This window comes from Martelella alba (assembly GCF_006516955.1).
GTDB lineage: Bacteria > Pseudomonadota > Alphaproteobacteria > Rhizobiales > Rhizobiaceae > Martelella > Martelella alba.
Map to the genome: position 1 here is coordinate 23,550 of NZ_VHLG01000016.1, position 17,119 is coordinate 40,668.

Consider the following 17,119-nt stretch of genomic DNA (forward strand, 5'->3'; position numbering starts at 1 on the left):
CCATGATTTTCCGATGGAGACCGACCGGATGACAAGCCCCGTCCCGCAAGAGATTCTCGACGCCCTGACTGATGTCGGCATGCCGGAAACCGCGCCGGAGCGTGGGCCCGACATGCATATGACTGCGGAAAATGGCTGGCGCATTCCGGTCTATCGCTCAGGCGCGCTGGTGATCGGCAGCGGGGCGGCCGGTCTTCGCGCGGCAGTGGAGATGAAGCGGCGAAACTGCGATGTGGTGATTGCCAGCCAGAGCGCCTGGGGCGGCACATCCGCCTGTTCCGGCTCCGACAAGCAAACGCTGCATGCCGCCAATGGCTCAGATCACGGCGATGATTACTTCGACATGGCAAAGGCTATTGCCGGTGGCGGCGCCATGGATGAGGATACCGCCTATGTCGAAGCCGTTGGCTCGACGCGGATGATGGCTTCGCTGCAATATCTCGGCCTGCCGCTGCCGCAGGACCGGTTTGGTGGCAATCTGCGCTACCAGACCGATCATGACGAGACCGGGCGGGCGACCAGCTGCGGGCCGCGCACCTCACGGCTGATGGTCAAGGTGCTGGCTGAAGAGGCTGCACGCCTTGGCGTTCCTTTCTACAATCAGACCGCCATTGTCCGATTGCTGCGTGCGGGTAAAGGCAGCGCGCAGCGGATCTCAGGCGCCCTTGGCATGCGCAACCGCGACCGCCAGGATGATAACCCGCTGGGGCTCGCGTTCTATCAGGCGACAGCCGTGGTGCTGGCGGCCGGCGGTCCTGGCGAATTATACCGCGACAGTGTCTATCCCAATGGCTGTTTCGGCGCGCTCGGCCTGGCGCTTGAGGCCGGGCTGACGCTGACCAATCTGACGGAGAGCCAGTTCGGCATCGGTACGGCGCGCGACCACTTTCCCTGGAACCTTTCCGGCACCTATATGCAGGCCATGCCGCATATCTATTCGGTGGATGAGCATGGCCGTGAACATGCCTTCCTCTCCGGCTATTATCGCACGACGCAGGAACTGGCGTCCAATGTGTTCCGCAAGGGCTATCAGTGGCCGTTTCATGCCACGCGCATGCTGCAATATGGCTCCAGCCTCGTCGATCTGGCGATATGGCGAGAGGCCCGCGCCGGCCGGCAGGTCTTCATGGATTTCAACCGCAATCCCGAAACGGTTGATGGCGATTTGCCGTTTTCGCTGTCCCGCCTTGATGCCGATGTTGCCGCCTATCTCGCCGATGCAGGCGCCGATCAGGCCCTGCCGATCGACCGGCTTTCGCACATGAACCCGCTGGCGATCGAATTATACCGACGCTACAAGATCGATGTAGCGGCCGAACCGCTCGCCTTTGCCGTCAATAATCAGCACATGAATGGCGGCATTGCCGTTGATATCTGGGGGCGCACCAGCCTTCCAGGCTGCTATGCCGTCGGCGAGGCTGCAGGCACCCATGGCGTGACGCGTCCGGGTGGTGCGGCCCTTAATGCCGGGCAGGTCTTCGGCACCCGCGCGGGCGAACATATTGGCGCATCCGGCCACGCCGCAGCACCTGCATCCGGCGACATCACTGCGGAAATTTCCGGGGCGATCCGGGCGGTTCTGGCAATCTTGAGGCCGGAAAGCCCGCTTTCGATCAAGACCGTGCGTGCGGAGGTGCAGGCGCGCATGAGCGATCATGCCGGCATGATCGTCACCGGCGAAGAGGTTGCCTCAGCCCTTGTCGCTGCCAGAGCCCTGAATGCGAAAATCGCGCTTCACGGCATCGCCTATAACCGGCCCGGCGAGGCGGCGCGCGCGCTGCAATGGCAACAGATGGCACTTGCCTCGGAAGCGGTACTAACCGCCCTTCATGTCTATATCACCCATGGCGGCGGCAGCCGCGGCGCCCGCGCCATCTGCGCGCAGCAGGGCAGCGTCATACCCGAAGCTGCCCGAGAAAATCTCAATGCTTTCCGTTTTATCGAAGAACGCTTGGAAGACCGGGCGGCGCAGATCATCATTCGCCAGGACGCTGGACGCTTCACCGCCACCACCCGGCCGAACCGCCGGAGCGGCGGCAAGACGCCGTCCGTATTCGAACGGGACTGGCCGGACTGGCTGACAGGCCGGATCTTTGACGCGGATATGCCGCGGCCATCTCGTTAAGGCCCCGACAACCTTCCGAAAACCGCCCGGGCGAGATCAACGCCTTAACCGCGAGCCGGTCAAGTCGCCAGAGAAATACAGTGGCCAGTCCCATTCTCTGGCGTCATGCCTGTAGGTGGTCCACCGACATCCCTCACGCCCCTGCCGCTTGACTGGACTTCCCCCGATTGAGAGGAGACGTTCTGTCTCGCATTTTCGGGTGATGGTCCCGAGCTTTATCGGCGATTTTTAGCCGCAGACAGAATGTCTGCTTACCGGATTGTGGAATTCACCCGCATAACGCACATCCAGTATTTTAGAAAAATTATCTTTGTGATCCTTTCGCCACAGTTGGCCGGACATGTGATAGGCGCGATTTGTATCGACTTTTGCGGTTTGAAATCAAAATTATCAATATTGTTGTCGCTTCGCGATGCCTGGAAACTGAACGCTGTGTGCTCTGTTTTGGCCATCAGGGCGGCATTGATTAGTCGCGCATTACGTGCAGAGATACTGATCTGACCTGAAAGTCGGGGGCAAAGAATATGACAGCGGAACTTGAGCATTACAAAAACGTCGCGGTGAGCGTCCAAACTGCGCAGACAATGACAGCGCTATCCATGCTGCCGCGGATCATGGTTATGCAACCCATCCCGGGGGCAGGAGATTGCGATCGTTGTGACGCAGCTGGCGGCTTGATCGAGGAGATCGGGATGCGCGCAGTTGACTGTCAACGCGCCGGCGCCAGCGGCATAAGCTTTCGCCTGCGCGACGGCATGGCGCAGCTGTCGCTCGATTCCGGTCTTTGGCAGGCCATCATGATGGAGATCGGCTACAGGGCGCCTGGGCTTTATGTTCAGCTGTCGCTTGAGAATATGAGCCGATCTTCACCTGATCAGATCCGTCTTCTGATCAACACCTTGCGACCCTCTGCCGTTTCGTTGTCGCTTCGTGATCTGGCAAGCACGGCCCATGCCGACGATCTTGGCTATTTTTATCATGCCTGCCTCGAAGCCGGTATTGCCGTGCAGCATGTACTTGCCGATCATGATGAAATCGCCAAGCTGGCCTGGATGATAGACGACGGCGTCATTCCGGAGGAAGAACTGAAGCTGCTGCTTCATGTGGACAGCTGGCAGCGGGACGATGTTTCGCATGTTGCCCCCTTCATCGCCAGGCTGAAGGCGGATCTGCCGGATGCGGACTGGGCACTTTCAGCCAGTGGGCCGGGCGACAGCGCATGTCTCTACGCTGCGATGATGCTGGGTGGCAAAGTCAGGCTTGATAGCCAGGACGTTATCGATCAGCAGGCGGAGGTTGACGGGATCCTTGCCAATGGCGGGCAGCTCCGGGAGCTGGTTCAAATGCTCGGTCTGTCAAGCGTATAGCTGATCCTGCTTGACCGGCCGAACCACTGGTGCCGCCGATCGTGAAGCTTCGCGGTGTGGAGCCTCAACAGGTTGTCCCGGTTAAGAGCGAGACGACTGATTGGTGTTTTTGATTTTAGGCTGCCATGTGGGCGACGCCAATTGCATATATGGGTCCACGCTGGAAAATCCACCGGCTTGGCTTGTCTGAACGTGGTAGCCAGGATCCGAAACAGACCGCATCTGTTGGTTCTGCGAGAGCGAAAAAACACCTTTCGGCGACGACAAAGACCCGCACCGCCCGCGTTTGGTCCGCGCCCGTTCAGGAGGCGGCTGCAAAGCCCCCGATATTGAGCCGGTCCACAACCCGGAGGCGAAGGAAGCCGCCGCGCCGATGGCCGGTCAGAGACCCCATGTCGCCCGATTTCCGGCTCTGTGGCGCGCCGATCGAACTGGGGCAGCCCTATTGTTCGGCATGCGCGAAAAGGCCTATCAGGCCGTATCCCACACTCCGCATGCCAAAGGCGAACAGAAACGGGGCCCGTCCTTGCTCCGCCGGGCGGGTTAGATCGCTACATCCCTCCAGCTTTGGCAATTTCAGGGGGCCTTGCAGATCGGAAGCGGTTGTGGGACGGCAGGCGGGTGAGCCGCATCGTAGCGGGCGATAACCGGCTCGAGGCTTTCCTTCGCCCAGAATTTCGGCGTTCCGATTTCCTTCAGACACATATTGTTCCAGTAAAGGCCGTTATCCGAAAGCGACCCTCCTGCCGCGACCGTCCTGGCAACGGCATCGATGTCGCGCGATTCAGGATAGATGTAGACGGTCGTGCGATTACCAGAGATCATCGGCATGAGCCGGCGGGCATCAGCAAGGGGCCAGGTCGTGCAGCCATTGCTGCGCCCCCCGGTGTAATCGACGAGGTTTCCCACCGGAACATAGCCATCCTTGTCGGCATAAGGGCTCGCAGGATCCTTGCGGCGGCACGTGGCCCTGAGCAGCATGCCGGCATGTCCGCCAATCTCGCGTTTTCTTGCGTTCGCCGTCTCTCCCTCGCCATCAAACTGGACAAATGATCGCGTAAACGGCGTATAGTTTTGGGCTGACGAGCGGTAATAACCCTTGAACGACGTGATGATTTCGCTCGTAATATACCCGCCTCCGGTGGTCAGACTTGACTCCAGCGCATTGCTGAAATTCTCAGCGCAGCGCCGTTCGTTTTTGAAATCTGCGATGCCCTGCAGCCTCCGGCCACCGCCATGCCCCGCCGGTATCGCCGTGAAGGAGCGGCTTGCTTCGCAGATCACGTAGAAGCGCTTTCCCGGCTTGCCGTTGGGAAGGTTGTTGGGCCGCGTTGCATCCATGGCAAAATAGCAGGGATTTTTGACAATCCCTGCGTTTATTTTCTCCATGTAGAGGGCGCGGGCACGCAGCAAAACCGGACGCGCGATCTGGCCTTCATTCATGCCGACATGGGGGCTGAGCCATCCGGGGATCGTGTCTGTTTGCGCTGCGGCAAGAACAGGCCAAAGGGACGTGACGGCCAGCGACATGACAAGCACCGCCGAACGAAGAACAGTCGCATGCCGTCTCATAGTCTTCTGATCCATGGAACTCTTGCTCTCGCTCTGTTTATGCTTGCCATCAAATCCAGAGGATGGCCGAAAGTCAATTCCATGTCTTGTACCGGCTTTGACTTTGCCACTCGGGATAAGACGGGCTTTTGGTGAGGCAGGTTTGCTTGCGAGCGAACTGATATCAAGGGTCTTCGCCAGCTGTTGAAAGACCGGCAGCATGACCGCAAGAAAACATATGTCGCCTGGTATTGGGAACGCTCTTCGTTCTCAGCGTCCTGACGACGGACAGGATCGCCGGTATGAATAGTGCCTTCCCGGTGGCCTATAATCTGGCCGGACTTTCCCTTGCAGCCTTCGGAATCCTGTCGCCGGTGCTCGCTGCGGCCATGCAATCGATCCTTGCTGAAGCACGGGTATTTTCAAATGCAGTTGCAGCAGATTCCGTGCACCTCGATCATCGAAGTTCCAACGGTAAACTTCCGGGCACCGGTCGTTCTGCGCAGCGCAGCGAACAATGCGTCGTCACGCAATTCCTCGACCGCGCTGCAACGATCGCAAATGACAAAGACAACGTCACCCGGACGGCGCGTCTGCGAACAGGACTGATGGCAGAGTACAAAGGCATTCAGGCTCTCAAGGCGGTGAACCTGGCCATTGGCCTGCAAACGCCTAAGCGCCCGATAGACCTGCAGGGGCGCCTTGATTCCTTTGCCCTTAAGTTTCGACAATATCTGATATGCACTGAGCGGAGCGTCGCTGCCCTTCAAAACGCCGAGAACAAGCTGTTCATTCCGACCCGGCATTTTCCTCAACGGTTCATGGCATTCATTGATATCCTGACCATCCATCCGGAATACATCCCCAAGCCACAACACGTCATGCCGCCTTCTGCCCGTTGCCTCCCTGCTCTCGGCAGGCCTTGTTGGGGCCTCATTCGACATTATTGATATGTAATAACATCACAATTGGTTGACTAATGTAATAACATTACATATCCACAGTCTGTCAACAGCACTCGCAACACCAAAAGGCGCAAGCTCAGGGCAGCGGCCTTCCGAAAACACCTCGCGGAATGCAGAGAGGGAACCGGTTGAAGCAATTCTATGAACCTGTGGCGGTAACGCTTCTGACGGGCTTTCTCGGCTCCGGCAAGACGACTCTGATCAACGAACTGGTCAGCGATCCTCGCATGGATGATACCGCCGTGATCATCAACGAGTTCGGCACCATCGCCATCGATCACGACCTGGTCCGCACCGGCTCGGAGCGTTATATGCGCACCTCCACCGGCTGTCTTTGCTGCTCGGCCTCCAGCGATATTCGTACCTCGCTCTTTGAATTGCACGAGGCCCGGATGAAGGGCGAGATCGCCCCGGTCAGCCGGGTTGTGATCGAGACGACCGGCCTTGCCGACCCCGCCCCGATCATCAACAGCATCATTCCCGGTGGCGCACCGGCCACCGGGCTGCGGGACCACATGGTCGCCCGCCACTTCTATCTTCAAGGCGTCGTCACGGTATTCGACACGATTGACGGGCGCTCGGCCCTCACGAGCTTCATCGAAGGATGGAAGCAACTTGCCTTTGCCGACGACGTGATCCTCACCAAAACCGATGTTTCTGAAGAAAAGCGCGACTGGCAGCAAGAGCTCGCCGTGCTCAATCCGGCAGCGCGTTTTCACGACCGGCATGGGCCCGGTTTCGACCTTGTCTCGCTTTTCGGCAAGACGCCCTATTCGGTTGCCGGTAAGGCAGAAGACGTCAATGGCTGGCTGGCAATGGAGCGGCTAGTCCCTCATGCCGAACACGAACACAACCCCAATCGCCACGGCGACGAGATAGAAGCATTCTCGCTGATGAGCGATGTCCCGCTTGACGCCGATGCGCTGGCAATTTTGCTGGGGGTGATCGTCAGTCCGCGAAACAGGGGCCTCCTTCGCATGAAGGGGCTTGTCGCCATCAGTGATGATCCCGACAGGCCGATGGTCGTTCATGCAGTGCAGCACAGGATGGACCCGACCGTGCGCCTGCCGCAATGGCCGAGCAAGCCCCGCGGAACCCGAATCGTCCTGATCGGCATGGATCTGCCGGAGAAACAGATCCGCTCACTCTTCGCAGCCCTGACCGCAAGGTCGCAAAAGGGTAGGAGGCAATACGCGTGAGCCAAGGATTTGTGAACCCGCTTGCTCCGAAAGGGCCGGGGGTCATCGACGCGGCACGCCGGATCAAGGGCTGGACGCGCACAATGCTGGCAATCGATGAGACCACCGTGGTTTCTGTCAATGAACTCGCCTGCCATCTCCCCGGCTGCCCGCCGAGGGAAACAGTCATTTTGGTGATGACGGGTCCAAATGATACCCGTCAGTTTTCCATCCACAAGGCGATGGCCGAGGTCACGCATGACGATGTCCATGCGGCGGCGACGCAAGAGGGGCCCTAGGTCGACACTCAACATGCCTGTGCGCGCTTTTCCGCCCGCGCATCCGTTTCTTGTTGGCTGTGCTGGCGCCTGGATACGTCCCTATGGGGCGTTACGATATAACATATTGTCGACTATATACACCGTTGGGATTTGCATATGAAACTGACAGACCCGTTCCTGACCTCTCTCATGGCTCAGACTGCCCTCGTCCGGCTTGCCGGGGTCGCTGTCCTGCTCGTCTTTCTCTGGCTCGCGATCTGGTGGGCGGTGTCGCTGCCATGAGTTCAATCAGATTTGACAATGTTACTGTCACCTATGACCGCCATCCCGCCCTGCATCACCTGACAGGTGCATTCGAACCCGGAAGCCTGACGGCGATTGCCGGACCGAACGGCGCGGGCAAGTCGACACTGGTCAAGGCCCTGATGGGGGAGCTGTCGCCCGCCACGGGGCGGATCGACCGCGGCGGCCTGTCTGTCCGCGATGTCGGCTATCTGCCGCAGGCAGCCGATATCGACCGGCATTTTCCACTTTCCGTTGCCGATACGGTGATGCTCGGCGCCTGGGCAGAGATCGGCGCCTTTGGCGGCGTCAGGCGCCGCATCGCCGAGCGGGCCAGAAATGCGCTGACAGCCGTCGGCCTCAAGGGCTTCGAGGGACGTTCAATCCGCGCCCTTTCGGCCGGTCAGTTCCAGCGGGTTCTGTTTGCGCGACTTCTCTTGCAGGATGCGCGTGTCATCGTGCTTGACGAGCCCTTCACCGCCATTGATGCGCGCACAACGCGCGATCTCCTTGAAATCATTCTCGGCTGGCATGGCGAAGGCCGAACGGTAATCGCTGTTCTGCACGATTTCGATCATATCCGCACCCACTTTCCGAACACGCTCCTGCTTGCCCGCGAGATGATCGCCTGGGGTCCGACTCAAGAGGCGATGTCGAGGAGCAATCTGCTGAAGTCGCGCGCCATGGCTGAAGCCTGGGACGAGAACGCAAAGCCGTGCCAGGCGGACGGGAAGGAGGCGCTTTGATGCTCTACGATCTCATCATTCACCCCTTCGCCGAATACGGCTTCATGCGCCGTGCCCTGGTTGCATCGCTGTCGCTCGGGCTCGGTTCCGGACCGGTCGGCGTGCTGCTGATGCTCAGGCGCATGAGCCTTGTCGGCGATGCGATGAGCCACGCGGTTTTGCCCGGCGCGGCCGTCGGCTTTCTGATCGTGGGCAGCCTTTCGCTGCTTGCCATGGGGCTCGGCGGTCTCGTTGCCGGCCTCAGCGTCGCCCTTCTTTCCGGCCTTGTCAGCCGCACGACATCGCTGAAGGAAGATGCGAGCTTTGCCAGCTTCTACCTGACCTCACTGGCGCTTGGCGTGCTGATTGTGTCGCTGCGCGGCTCCAACATCGACCTCCTACACATCCTGTTCGGCACGATCCTCGCCATCGACGCCCAGGCAATCCGTCTTGTCGGCGCGATCACCTCGTTCACGCTGATCGTGCTGGCACTGGTCTATCGCCCGCTCATAGCCGAGTGCTTCGATCCCGGCTTCCTGCGCTCAGTCGGCGGCTATGGTCCGCTCTATCACTTCATTTTCCTGCTTCTGGTGGTGATCAATCTGGTTGCGGGTTTCCAGGCGCTCGGCACGTTGATGGCCGTCGGCATGATGATGCTGCCGGCCGCCATTGCTCAGCTCTGGTCCAGAACGCTTCCCGTCATGTTCGCCATCGCTGCGGCAAGTGCCGCCGTCTCCGGCTTCGTCGGACTTCTGGTGTCCTATCATCTTGGTTTCGCGTCCGGGCCGACGATCATTCTGACCGCCAGCCTGATTTACGGTGTCTCACTCATTGCCGGACCCTCCGGTGCAGTGTGGCGCCTCATCAAACGTCCGCATCTTGCGGGCTGATTTCAAAGGAGAGTTCCTGATGAAACATTTTCTGTTCACCCTTGCCGGATCATCGGCACTGATGATGGCGACACTTGCGCCCGCTTCGGCCAAGACCGTCGACGTGGTCGCAAGCTTCACGGTGCTGGCGGATGTCGTCCAGAACGTCGGCGGCGACCATGTCAACGTCAAGAGCCTTGTACCGGCGAACGGCGACCCCCATGACTACGAGCCGTCGCCGGACGACGCAAAGGCGATCAATGCAGCTGCTGCCACCTTCCTTTCCGGCGAAGGTCTCGAAGGCTGGTTCGAGCGTCTGGCCAAGGCTGCCGGCGGCGGTGTCGATCCGGTCATCGTCTCCGACGGCATCAACACTCACGACATGGAGGAAGACGGCGAGCAGATCACCGACCCGCATGTCTGGAACAGCGCGGCAAACGTGCTCGTCTGGATCGACAATATCGAAGCTGCTCTGCTGAAGGCAGATCCGGAGGATGAAGCCGACATCAAGGCGAGTGCCGATGCCTATCGCAAGCAGATCGAGGCCCTCGATGCTTCCATCAAATCGGAAATCGGCGCGGTCCCGGAAGCGAAGCGCAAGGTCATGACCAGCCATGATGCCTTCGGCTACTATGGCGAAGAATATGGCGTGACCTTCCTTGCACCGCTCGGCGTGTCAACCGAAGTCGAACCCTCGGCATCGGACGTCGCCCAACTGATCGACCAGATCAAGGCGGATGGGGTGAAGGTTTACTTCATCGAAAACTCCAACGATCCGCGCCTCGTCGAGCAGATTGCCAAGGCGACCGGCGCTCAGCCGGGGGGCGAGCTCTATCCCGAAGCGCTCTCCAAGGCCGATGGCCCGACGCCGACCTATATCAAAATGATGGAATACAACACCAAGCAGATCGTCGACGCGATCTCCAGGTAAGGTACTCAGCCCGGCGGAAGATTTTTCCAGTTGTTCCGCCGGGTGTTGCCCTTGCGTCAAATTGACAAGTTGCAATAAATTGCGGCATCCGTTCCTGTGCAGCGACAATTGGAACACAGGCCGCACCGGTCGGCGAAATGACGGGGAGGTTTTGCGTTTGCGGGGATTGAGGACGGCGATGCGGGAGTTGGCAGCGGCACTGGCCGTTATAGCCGTCTTTGCGCTGACCTTCGTCTATCAGCCCTACCTGCCCACGCTTGTTCATCAGGGCGGCGTCACCACGATTGTCGCCAGTGGCATCATATGCGGCGGCGGCAGTAATCAGGGACAGATCGACCACGGTCCATGCCACGCCTGCCGCCAGAACCCGGCAGTTCTACCGCCGCCTTCGGATATTGCCATTCCCGCCTATGGCCGCTTCATCGCTGTTGCCTACCCGGTGACAAAGGTACATGCGCCACGGGCCGCCCCGTCAATCCACTACAATCCGCGTGCCCCACCCTTTGCCGTCTGATTCCGCAACCCGGGCCTGTCCAGGCCCGTGAAATCACGACAATCGCAAACGGGGAGAATTCCATGACCACGTTCATGAACCGTCTCGCATGGGCAGGCGCAATCAGCCTTGCCTGCATCACAACGGCCAATGCCCATATGACACTTGAAACCGGAGAGGCCGCAGCAGGTGGCAGCTACAAGGCCGTCTTCCGCGTTCCGCACGGCTGCGATGGCGCAGCGACGACCGAGATCCGGGTCAAGATCCCGGAAGGCTTTTACGGCGTCAAGCCGATGCCGCATGCGGGCTGGGAGATCGAAACGGTCACCGGTCCCTACGCCGGTACCTATATGAGCCACGGTAATCCAGTCACCGAAGGGGTAACCGAAGTAATCTGGAAGGGCGGCAACCTTCCGGATGCCCACTATGATGAATTCGCTGTGCGTGGTTCGCTTTCGGCCGATATCGCGCCCGACACCATGCTCTACTTTCCCTCCGAGCAGCTTTGCGCCGATGGCAGGGCAAATCACTGGACTGGCATGGGTGAAGCGGGCGCTGGCGAGCCAGCGCCGAAGCTCCTGGTGACCGCCGCAGCTGCTCATGACGAGCATGGTGCTCATGGCCATGCCATGAGCAGCGACGTCAAGGTCGGCGATCTCGACCTCTCCGATGCCTTCGCCCGCGCGACCCTTCCCGGTGCGCCGGTCGGCGGCGGGTTCCTGACGATCACCAACAATGGCGATACCGACGACCGCCTCATCGCCGTGTCCTCTGACGCCGCCGGTGTCATGCAGCTTCACAACATGCGCATGGATGGCGACGTGATGAAGATGTACCAGATGACCGACGGTATCCCTGTCCCTGCCCATGAAACTGTCACGCTCGCCCCCGGCGGACTGCATGTGATGTTCATGGACCTTCACGGCCCGCTGGTCGAAAACAGCACAGTCGAGGTCGAACTAACCTTTGAAAAGGCCGGCAAGGTCATCGTGCCCTTCGCCGTCAAGGGCGTTGCTGCCAGGGAAGCGGGAATGGATCATGGCAGCATGGATCACGGCAAGATGAAGGCCGAATAAGCCTGCTTCGCGAGCCCGGACCGGATATTTTCCGGTCCGCATACCATGCATGGCGCCCTGTGCCCTGTGCCCTGTGGTCGCAGACACGCCGGCCGCACCGTCTGCGCCAGCGAAGACAGGATTTCCAACATTGGAAAACTTTCGACGCGCGCTTTCCAGTTGTTTTTACACCATGATCCTGCCGGTCCTCGCTTCGCTCCGGTCGGATCAAGCTCTAGCCCATTGAGGCAAAGGGGCTTTGCGCGATGGAATATTCGGCAGCAAGGGGCAGGGCGGCAGCGCCAACGGCTTTGGCGAGGCTTCCCCAGCGACCGGCTTCGACCATTGGCCTGGAAATGCCCTGCAGATCCATCGTGTCGATTTCGGCCCTGATTGCAGCGACCAACCTTTCCCGCAGCTTTTCCGGCAAGGCGCCATCCACGATAGCGGCTTCAAAGTCAATGATGGATAGAGAGGAGATGGTGGCCGCGGCAAGGCCCCTGGCCGTGGCGCTGACCCAGGCCGCCACCGCCTCTGGAAACTCGTCCCAGCTTTCGTGATCGCGCCAGATACAATGCGGATCCGCTCCTGTTTCTGCAATTGCCTGTTCGAGCACGAACAGGGATGCCTGGTCCATAAGGCGGTCCTTGCCGGCAATACCCCCGGGAATACGCAACGGGCCAAACCCACCGGCATTGCCGGTGCGGCCGGAAAACACGCTGCCATTGAGTACAATGCCGCCGCCAATCAGCGTTCCGACAAAGAAATAAACGAAATCATGCTTGTCCGCGTGCGGTCCGAACATCAGCTCGGCGCGACAGGCAGCTGTCCCGTCATTTTCGGTCAGGACGCGCCATGGCCCAAGCCTGGCAAGAGCCTCGGCGATGTCGAAGTCCCGCCAGGCGTTCATCTCGCCCGCCGGCGCCTTGACTTCGTCGGTCCAGCTCCACAGCTCCCACGGCATGGCAACGCCGAAACCGGCGATATCCCGCGTCCTGATCCTTGCCTGCTGAAGCAGGCCATCAATGGCTGAGCGCACGAAACCTATACAGTTTTCAGGGGTTGGAAAATCGTGAAACATGGCTTTGCTGGCGCGAATTTCTCCAGCAAAATCGATGATGACGAGATCGAAGCTGCGCCGGCCGATTTTCAGCCCGAAATAAAATCTGGCATCCGGATTTATGCGCGCGGGAATCGAAGGTTGGCCCATCTTGCCACGCTCAGCCTCGCCCTTCAACAACAGATCCTCGGCCTCCAGACTGCGGAAAATATTCGAGATCGCGTTTGGTGAAAGCTTTGTGGCCCGGGTCGCTTCGGCCTTGGTAAGCTGTCCATGCCGGCGAATAAGCTGCAGGACGAGGCGCTCGTTATAGTGACGAACGACGATCTGGTTCGAACCGCGCTGCTTGGGCGAACCCGTTGCTTCTGCTCGTTTTTCCCTGTCCATCACATCATGCTTTACTGTTGTTCGCCGTTTATCGAACAATCATTTCTATTGTGGCGTTTCAGATCTGACAAGCCTGTCGGGGCATGAACCGGATAGATCTAGACTAATAACTTCATAATGAATTAGTCTTGACACAACTCATCCAATGCGTTTTTCTGACATGGAGGAACGCAATGAAAACGTGCAAATGGGGAGGAGCATTCACGTGCTGGGTGGCCTGTGCGCTGCGGCCGGTGTCGTGAATTTTCACTTTAATCATGAACAAGATCGATCTGACCTACCCTCAGGGGGCCGGTTCGCCCGACCTGCCGCCATTGATTGAGCTGAGAGGCGTCTCCAAGGTTTTCGGGGGCACGGTTGCCGTCAGTGATGTGACGCTGGATGTGCGGCCAGCGGAAGTGCTGGCGCTGCTTGGCGAAAACGGTGCGGGCAAAAGTACCTGCGTCAAGATGATGTGCGGCGTTCACAGGCCGACGACCGGCGAAATCGCGGTGGCGGGAACCGTGCAGAACTGGCACTCGCCGCTCGATGCCCAGCATGCCGGCATCGCCGTCGTCCATCAGCATCCGGGGCTTTTTCCGGATCTGTCGATCGTCGAGAACATCTATTTCGGCCGCTTTCCCACCAATTCACTGGGCCTGCTCGACCGCAATGCGATGTATCGCCGGGTCGTGGAACTGCTTGATATGGTTGGCCTTGCCGCCAGCCCTGACGCGCTTTTGAAAACGTTGAGCATCTCCGAGCAGCAGCTCGTCGAGATTGCCAAGGCGCTGTCGACCGACGCCGATGTCCTTATTCTGGATGAACCCACAGCATCGCTTTCCCACCGCGAAGTGGAAAAGCTGTTTACCGTGGTGCGCAAGCTGAAGGAACGGGGCGTGGGTATTGTCTTTGTCGGACATCGCATGGACGAGGTTTTTCATATCGCCGACCGCATTTCCGTTCTGCGTGATGGCGCGCTGGTGCGCACCGCCGATGCGTCGGCGCTTTCGCGCCAGCAGGCAATCAACCTGATGGCGGGCCGGGAGCTTCAGTCATCCTTTCCGGAACGGACCCATGCGCTCGGTCCGGAGGTGCTGAAAGTCGAGGGGCTCGGCGTCGACGCGGAATTCGAGGATATCTCGCTCACGGTCCGCGCAGGCGAGATCATGGGCATTGGCGGGCTTGTCGGCAGCGGCCGGACGGAATTCGCGACCACGATTTTCGGTGTGAAACATCCAAACCGGGGTACGATCAGGCTTGATGGCCAGATCGTCGATATCCGTTCACCGCAGCAGGCGATGAAACACGGCATCGCCTATGTTTCGGAGGACCGTCACGCGAAATCACTGATCATGGATTTTCCGATCCGGGTCAATGCTTCGCTGACAGTCTTGCAGAATTGTACCCATTACGGACTTTTGCGGCCGCAGCGTGAAATCAGCTATGTGCGCCAATATCTGCAAAGGCTGAAACTACGCTTTGCCTCCTACGAGCAGGAAATTTCCGGCCTTTCCGGCGGCAATCAGCAAAAGGTCGTCCTGTCGAAATGGCTGGCAACCAGGCCGCGCATTCTGATCCTCGATGAACCGACCCAGGGCATTGATGTCGAAAGCAAGGCCGAGGTTCACGCCATCATCGCCGATCTGGCACGGTCCGGCATGGCGATCATCCTCATCTCCTCGGAACTGCCGGAACTGATCGGTATGTGTGACCGTATCACGGTGCTGCGCGAGGGACGGCAGACAGCGACATTCGCAGAGAAGAATGTCGAGCCAACGGAAGTTTTGCGGGCGGCGACCGAAAACAACAAAACGACCGCATTCAGCGCGCCTGTTGATACTGCGGTGGCCGAAGACAACAAGACAGTGGCCGGGACGGCGCTGAAGCGACTTTTCGAACAGGTGTTCATGCGCCGCGAAATCGGCCTTGTGGTCGCCATTCTCGCCGTGGTGATTCCGGTTTTTGTCATCAATCCGCGGATGCTGAGCTTCACCAATCTGCAGTCGCTTTCGATGGATGCGGGCCTGCTTGGCTTTGTCGCTCTCGGTGAAATGCTGGTGATCCTGACGCGCAATATCGATCTGTCCGTTGCTTCCGTCATCGGCCTGACTGCCTATGCTGCCGCACTCTTGATGTCGAGCCACCCGGAACTGCCGGCGCTTGCGGGTCTTGGCTTTGCCGTCCTGCTGGGTTTCGGCCTTGGAGCCGTTAATGGTCTGATCGTCGGCTATGGCCGCGTGCCGTCCATTGTTGCAACGCTCGGCACCATGTCGGTCTATCGCGGGCTTTTGAGCCTTTGGGCCAATGGCAACCAGATCAGCGCCGATGAAGTGCCGCAGCAATGGCTTGATCTTGCCGGACATCGCGTTTTCGGCGTTTCGGGCATTGTCGCCGCCTCTCTGATCACGCTGGCGATTGCCGGCTTTCTTTTGCAACGAACCCGCTTCGGCCGGGAAATCTATGGCGTCGGCTCCAACCCGGAAGCCGCCGACACGATCGGCGTTCCATCGGCCCGGCGCATTCTGGCAGCCTTTGCCATTGCCGGCGCGCTTGCCGGTGTCATGGGCGCGCTCTGGGCTTCGCGATATGCCACGGTCGATGCCCGTGTCGCCTTTGGCTATGAGTTGACAGTGATTGCCTCTGTCGTCGTCGGCGGTGTCGCCATTCGCGGCGGTTCCGGCACTGTCCTTGGCATCATTCTCGGGGTGATCACGCTGCTGGTCATCCGCAATGGTCTGAGCCTTGTCCGCGTCAATCCGCTCTGGCTGCAGGGCGTTTATGGCCTCGTCATTCTGGCCGCCATTACCATTGATGCAAAAATTGCCGCCCGCGGCGAACGGGTGCTTAAGCGGAGGATGATGTGATGAAACTGCCGCTCTGGATATCCCTGTGGGATGTATTCATCTGCCTCGTTGCAGCGCTTGTCGGGCTCTTCGGTCTTGTTTTCGTGCATAATTTCGCAACGCCGTTCAATATTTCGCAACTGATTGCCGGTGTCTCGGAACGCGCGCTTCTGGTGCTGCCGATCATGCTTCTATTGATCACCCGTGATATCGACCTTTCGGTCGCCAGCACGCTGGCGCTGACCAGCGTGCTTCTGGGGCTGAGCCTTGAGGCCGGGCTGGCGCTTCCGGGCGCCATTGCCGTCGCGCTCTTTTCCGGCGCTCTGCTCGGCGCCTTCAACGGTATGATGACGACGCTGTTCGGACTGCCCTCGCTGGTGGTGACGCTTGGCACCATGGCGCTGTTTCGCGGCATAGGCTACGTGCTTCTAGGCACCGGCTCAGTCAATATCCTGCCGGATGCGCTGACGGATTTCGGCTTTCTCAACATCGCAGGCCTGCCCTTTCCGCGCACGATCCTGCCCTTTGCAATCATCCTGCCCGTCTTTGCCGTCATCCTGCATGCAACGCCGCTTGGCCGCCGCATCTTCGCCATTGGCGGCAATCCGGATACGGCAAGGTTTTCCGGCATTGCGGTGGATCGCATCCGCTTCTGGCTGTTCGTTTTTTCCGGCGTCATGTGCGCCATTGCCGGCATTGTCTATACGGCGCGTCTGGCCAATGCGCGCGCCAACAATGCCTTTGGCATGGAGCTTGATGTCATCACCATCGCCATGCTTGGCGGTGTCAGCGTCTTTGGCGGCAAGGGAGGCATTGCCGGCGTCTTCGGCGCGCTGTGCCTGGTGGCACTCATCCGCAATCTGCTGGGTATCAGCGGCGTTGGCGGCGATGCACAAAGCACGGTCGTCGGCATGCTGCTGATTATTGCGCTTCTGTCCGGCAATTTTTCGTCGGCGATCTCGGCACGGCTGAAAAAACTGACACGACGGGATCTTGCCGCCACGCAGTAAGGCGGGCGGCAGAAA

16 protein-coding genes and 2 pseudogenes are annotated in these 17,119 nt (G+C 59.5%); 15 read left to right on the forward strand and 3 right to left on the reverse strand.

Annotation, left to right across the window (positions count from 1 at the left end):
• The first annotated feature begins 28 nt into the window (after positions 1 to 28).
• Positions 29 to 2,125 carry an FAD-dependent oxidoreductase gene (locus tag FJU08_RS19495; protein WP_141150730.1) on the forward strand — a complete coding sequence of 699 codons (2,097 nt, stop codon included), beginning with the start codon at positions 29 to 31 and terminating at the stop codon, positions 2,123 to 2,125.
• Between the two features lie 692 nt (positions 2,126 to 2,817).
• Positions 2,818 to 3,492 (forward strand): 3-keto-5-aminohexanoate cleavage protein, encoded by a 675-nt coding sequence (locus FJU08_RS19500; RefSeq protein WP_181409936.1) that lies wholly within the window; start codon positions 2,818 to 2,820, stop codon positions 3,490 to 3,492.
• 56 nt (positions 3,493 to 3,548) lie between these two features.
• Here the strand turns inward: FJU08_RS19500 and FJU08_RS23320 are convergent.
• A pseudogene (locus FJU08_RS23320) lies at positions 3,549 to 3,656 on the reverse strand (IS481 family transposase); the annotation flags it as partial.
• On the opposite strand from FJU08_RS23320, the gene FJU08_RS23325 reads away from it, so the two are divergent.
• Positions 3,642 to 4,139 carry a GcrA family cell cycle regulator gene (locus FJU08_RS23325; RefSeq protein WP_181409937.1) on the forward strand — a complete coding sequence of 166 codons (498 nt, stop codon included), beginning with the start codon at positions 3,642 to 3,644 and terminating at the stop codon, positions 4,137 to 4,139. The pseudogene FJU08_RS23320 and the gene FJU08_RS23325 overlap by 15 nt on opposite strands.
• Here the strand turns inward: FJU08_RS23325 and FJU08_RS19515 are convergent.
• On the reverse strand, positions 4,069 to 5,064 hold the full coding sequence (locus tag FJU08_RS19515; RefSeq protein ID WP_141150777.1) for a hypothetical protein: 996 nt from the start codon (positions 5,062 to 5,064) through the stop codon (positions 4,069 to 4,071). The genes FJU08_RS23325 and FJU08_RS19515 overlap by 71 nt on opposite strands.
• A gap of 144 nt (positions 5,065 to 5,208) precedes the next feature.
• Between FJU08_RS19515 and FJU08_RS23260 the strand changes: the two are divergent.
• The 10 genes and pseudogenes from FJU08_RS23260 to FJU08_RS19560 all read left to right on the forward strand — a co-directional run.
• Positions 5,209 to 5,325, forward strand: a pseudogene (locus FJU08_RS23260) (phage tail protein); the annotation flags it as partial.
• Between the two features lie 20 nt (positions 5,326 to 5,345).
• Complete coding sequence (locus FJU08_RS19525) at positions 5,346 to 5,993, forward strand: hypothetical protein (RefSeq protein ID WP_141150734.1); 648 nt, start codon at positions 5,346 to 5,348, stop codon at positions 5,991 to 5,993.
• A gap of 143 nt (positions 5,994 to 6,136) precedes the next feature.
• The gene (locus FJU08_RS19530; protein ID WP_141150735.1) at positions 6,137 to 7,207 is read left to right on the forward strand and encodes a CobW family GTP-binding protein; all 1,071 of its coding nucleotides are present in this window, start codon (positions 6,137 to 6,139) and stop codon (positions 7,205 to 7,207) included.
• Complete coding sequence (locus tag FJU08_RS19535) at positions 7,204 to 7,485, forward strand: hypothetical protein (RefSeq protein ID WP_235890849.1); 282 nt, start codon at positions 7,204 to 7,206, stop codon at positions 7,483 to 7,485. The genes FJU08_RS19530 and FJU08_RS19535 overlap by 4 nt, the downstream gene beginning before the upstream one ends.
• A 138-nt stretch (positions 7,486 to 7,623) precedes the next feature.
• Positions 7,624 to 7,749 (forward strand): hypothetical protein, encoded by a 126-nt coding sequence (locus FJU08_RS23235; protein ID WP_268932145.1) that lies wholly within the window; start codon positions 7,624 to 7,626, stop codon positions 7,747 to 7,749.
• Positions 7,746 to 8,495, forward strand: a complete 750-nt coding sequence (locus FJU08_RS19540) for a metal ABC transporter ATP-binding protein (protein WP_141150736.1) — start codon at positions 7,746 to 7,748, stop codon at positions 8,493 to 8,495. The genes FJU08_RS23235 and FJU08_RS19540 overlap by 4 nt, the downstream gene beginning before the upstream one ends.
• Entirely contained in the window at positions 8,492 to 9,364 is an 873-nt protein-coding gene (locus FJU08_RS19545) for a metal ABC transporter permease (RefSeq protein ID WP_141150737.1), read from the forward strand. The genes FJU08_RS19540 and FJU08_RS19545 overlap by 4 nt, the downstream gene beginning before the upstream one ends.
• A gap of 16 nt (positions 9,365 to 9,380) precedes the next feature.
• Entirely contained in the window at positions 9,381 to 10,274 is an 894-nt protein-coding gene (locus tag FJU08_RS19550; protein ID WP_407943728.1) for a metal ABC transporter solute-binding protein, Zn/Mn family, read from the forward strand.
• 178 nt (positions 10,275 to 10,452) lie between these two features.
• Positions 10,453 to 10,788, forward strand: coding sequence for a hypothetical protein (locus FJU08_RS19555; RefSeq protein WP_141150739.1), 336 nt, complete (start codon positions 10,453 to 10,455; stop codon positions 10,786 to 10,788).
• 62 nt (positions 10,789 to 10,850) lie between these two features.
• Positions 10,851 to 11,843, forward strand: a complete 993-nt coding sequence (locus tag FJU08_RS19560) for a DUF1775 domain-containing protein (protein ID WP_141150740.1) — start codon at positions 10,851 to 10,853, stop codon at positions 11,841 to 11,843.
• 214 nt (positions 11,844 to 12,057) lie between these two features.
• On the opposite strand, the gene FJU08_RS19565 is transcribed toward FJU08_RS19560, so the two are convergent.
• A complete protein-coding gene (locus FJU08_RS19565) occupies positions 12,058 to 13,269 on the reverse strand; it encodes an ROK family transcriptional regulator (RefSeq protein ID WP_141150741.1) in 1,212 nt (403 codons plus the stop codon).
• A gap of 257 nt (positions 13,270 to 13,526) precedes the next feature.
• Here FJU08_RS19565 and FJU08_RS19570 point away from each other — a divergent pair, with 257 nt between their 5' ends.
• Together FJU08_RS19570 and FJU08_RS19575 are read left to right on the forward strand one after the other, a co-directional pair.
• Complete coding sequence (locus tag FJU08_RS19570; RefSeq protein WP_141150742.1) at positions 13,527 to 16,115, forward strand: ATP-binding cassette domain-containing protein; 2,589 nt, start codon at positions 13,527 to 13,529, stop codon at positions 16,113 to 16,115.
• A complete protein-coding gene (locus tag FJU08_RS19575) occupies positions 16,115 to 17,104 on the forward strand; it encodes an ABC transporter permease (RefSeq protein ID WP_141150743.1) in 990 nt (329 codons plus the stop codon). Before FJU08_RS19570 ends, FJU08_RS19575 begins: the two co-directional genes overlap by 1 nt.
• The last annotated feature ends 15 nt before the right edge of the window (positions 17,105 to 17,119 follow it).

Coding starts and splice junctions, on each gene's coding strand:
- FJU08_RS19495 (WP_141150730.1), top strand. CDS start 29: ATGACAAGCCCCGTCCCGCAAGAGATTCTCGACGCCCTGACTGATGTC.
- FJU08_RS19500 (WP_181409936.1), top strand. CDS start 2,818: ATGCGCGCAGTTGACTGTCAACGCGCCGGCGCCAGCGGCATAAGCTTT.
- FJU08_RS23325 (WP_181409937.1), top strand. CDS start 3,642: ATGGGTCCACGCTGGAAAATCCACCGGCTTGGCTTGTCTGAACGTGGT.
- FJU08_RS19515 (WP_141150777.1), bottom strand. CDS start 5,064: ATGAGACGGCATGCGACTGTTCTTCGTTCGGCGGTGCTTGTCATGTCG.
- FJU08_RS19525 (WP_141150734.1), top strand. CDS start 5,346: ATGAATAGTGCCTTCCCGGTGGCCTATAATCTGGCCGGACTTTCCCTT.
- FJU08_RS23235 (WP_268932145.1), top strand. CDS start 7,624: ATGAAACTGACAGACCCGTTCCTGACCTCTCTCATGGCTCAGACTGCC.
- FJU08_RS19540 (WP_141150736.1), top strand. CDS start 7,746: ATGAGTTCAATCAGATTTGACAATGTTACTGTCACCTATGACCGCCAT.
- FJU08_RS19555 (WP_141150739.1), top strand. CDS start 10,453: ATGCGGGAGTTGGCAGCGGCACTGGCCGTTATAGCCGTCTTTGCGCTG.
- FJU08_RS19560 (WP_141150740.1), top strand. CDS start 10,851: ATGACCACGTTCATGAACCGTCTCGCATGGGCAGGCGCAATCAGCCTT.
- FJU08_RS19565 (WP_141150741.1), bottom strand. CDS start 13,269: ATGGACAGGGAAAAACGAGCAGAAGCAACGGGTTCGCCCAAGCAGCGC.
- FJU08_RS19570 (WP_141150742.1), top strand. CDS start 13,527: ATGAACAAGATCGATCTGACCTACCCTCAGGGGGCCGGTTCGCCCGAC.
- FJU08_RS19575 (WP_141150743.1), top strand. CDS start 16,115: ATGAAACTGCCGCTCTGGATATCCCTGTGGGATGTATTCATCTGCCTC.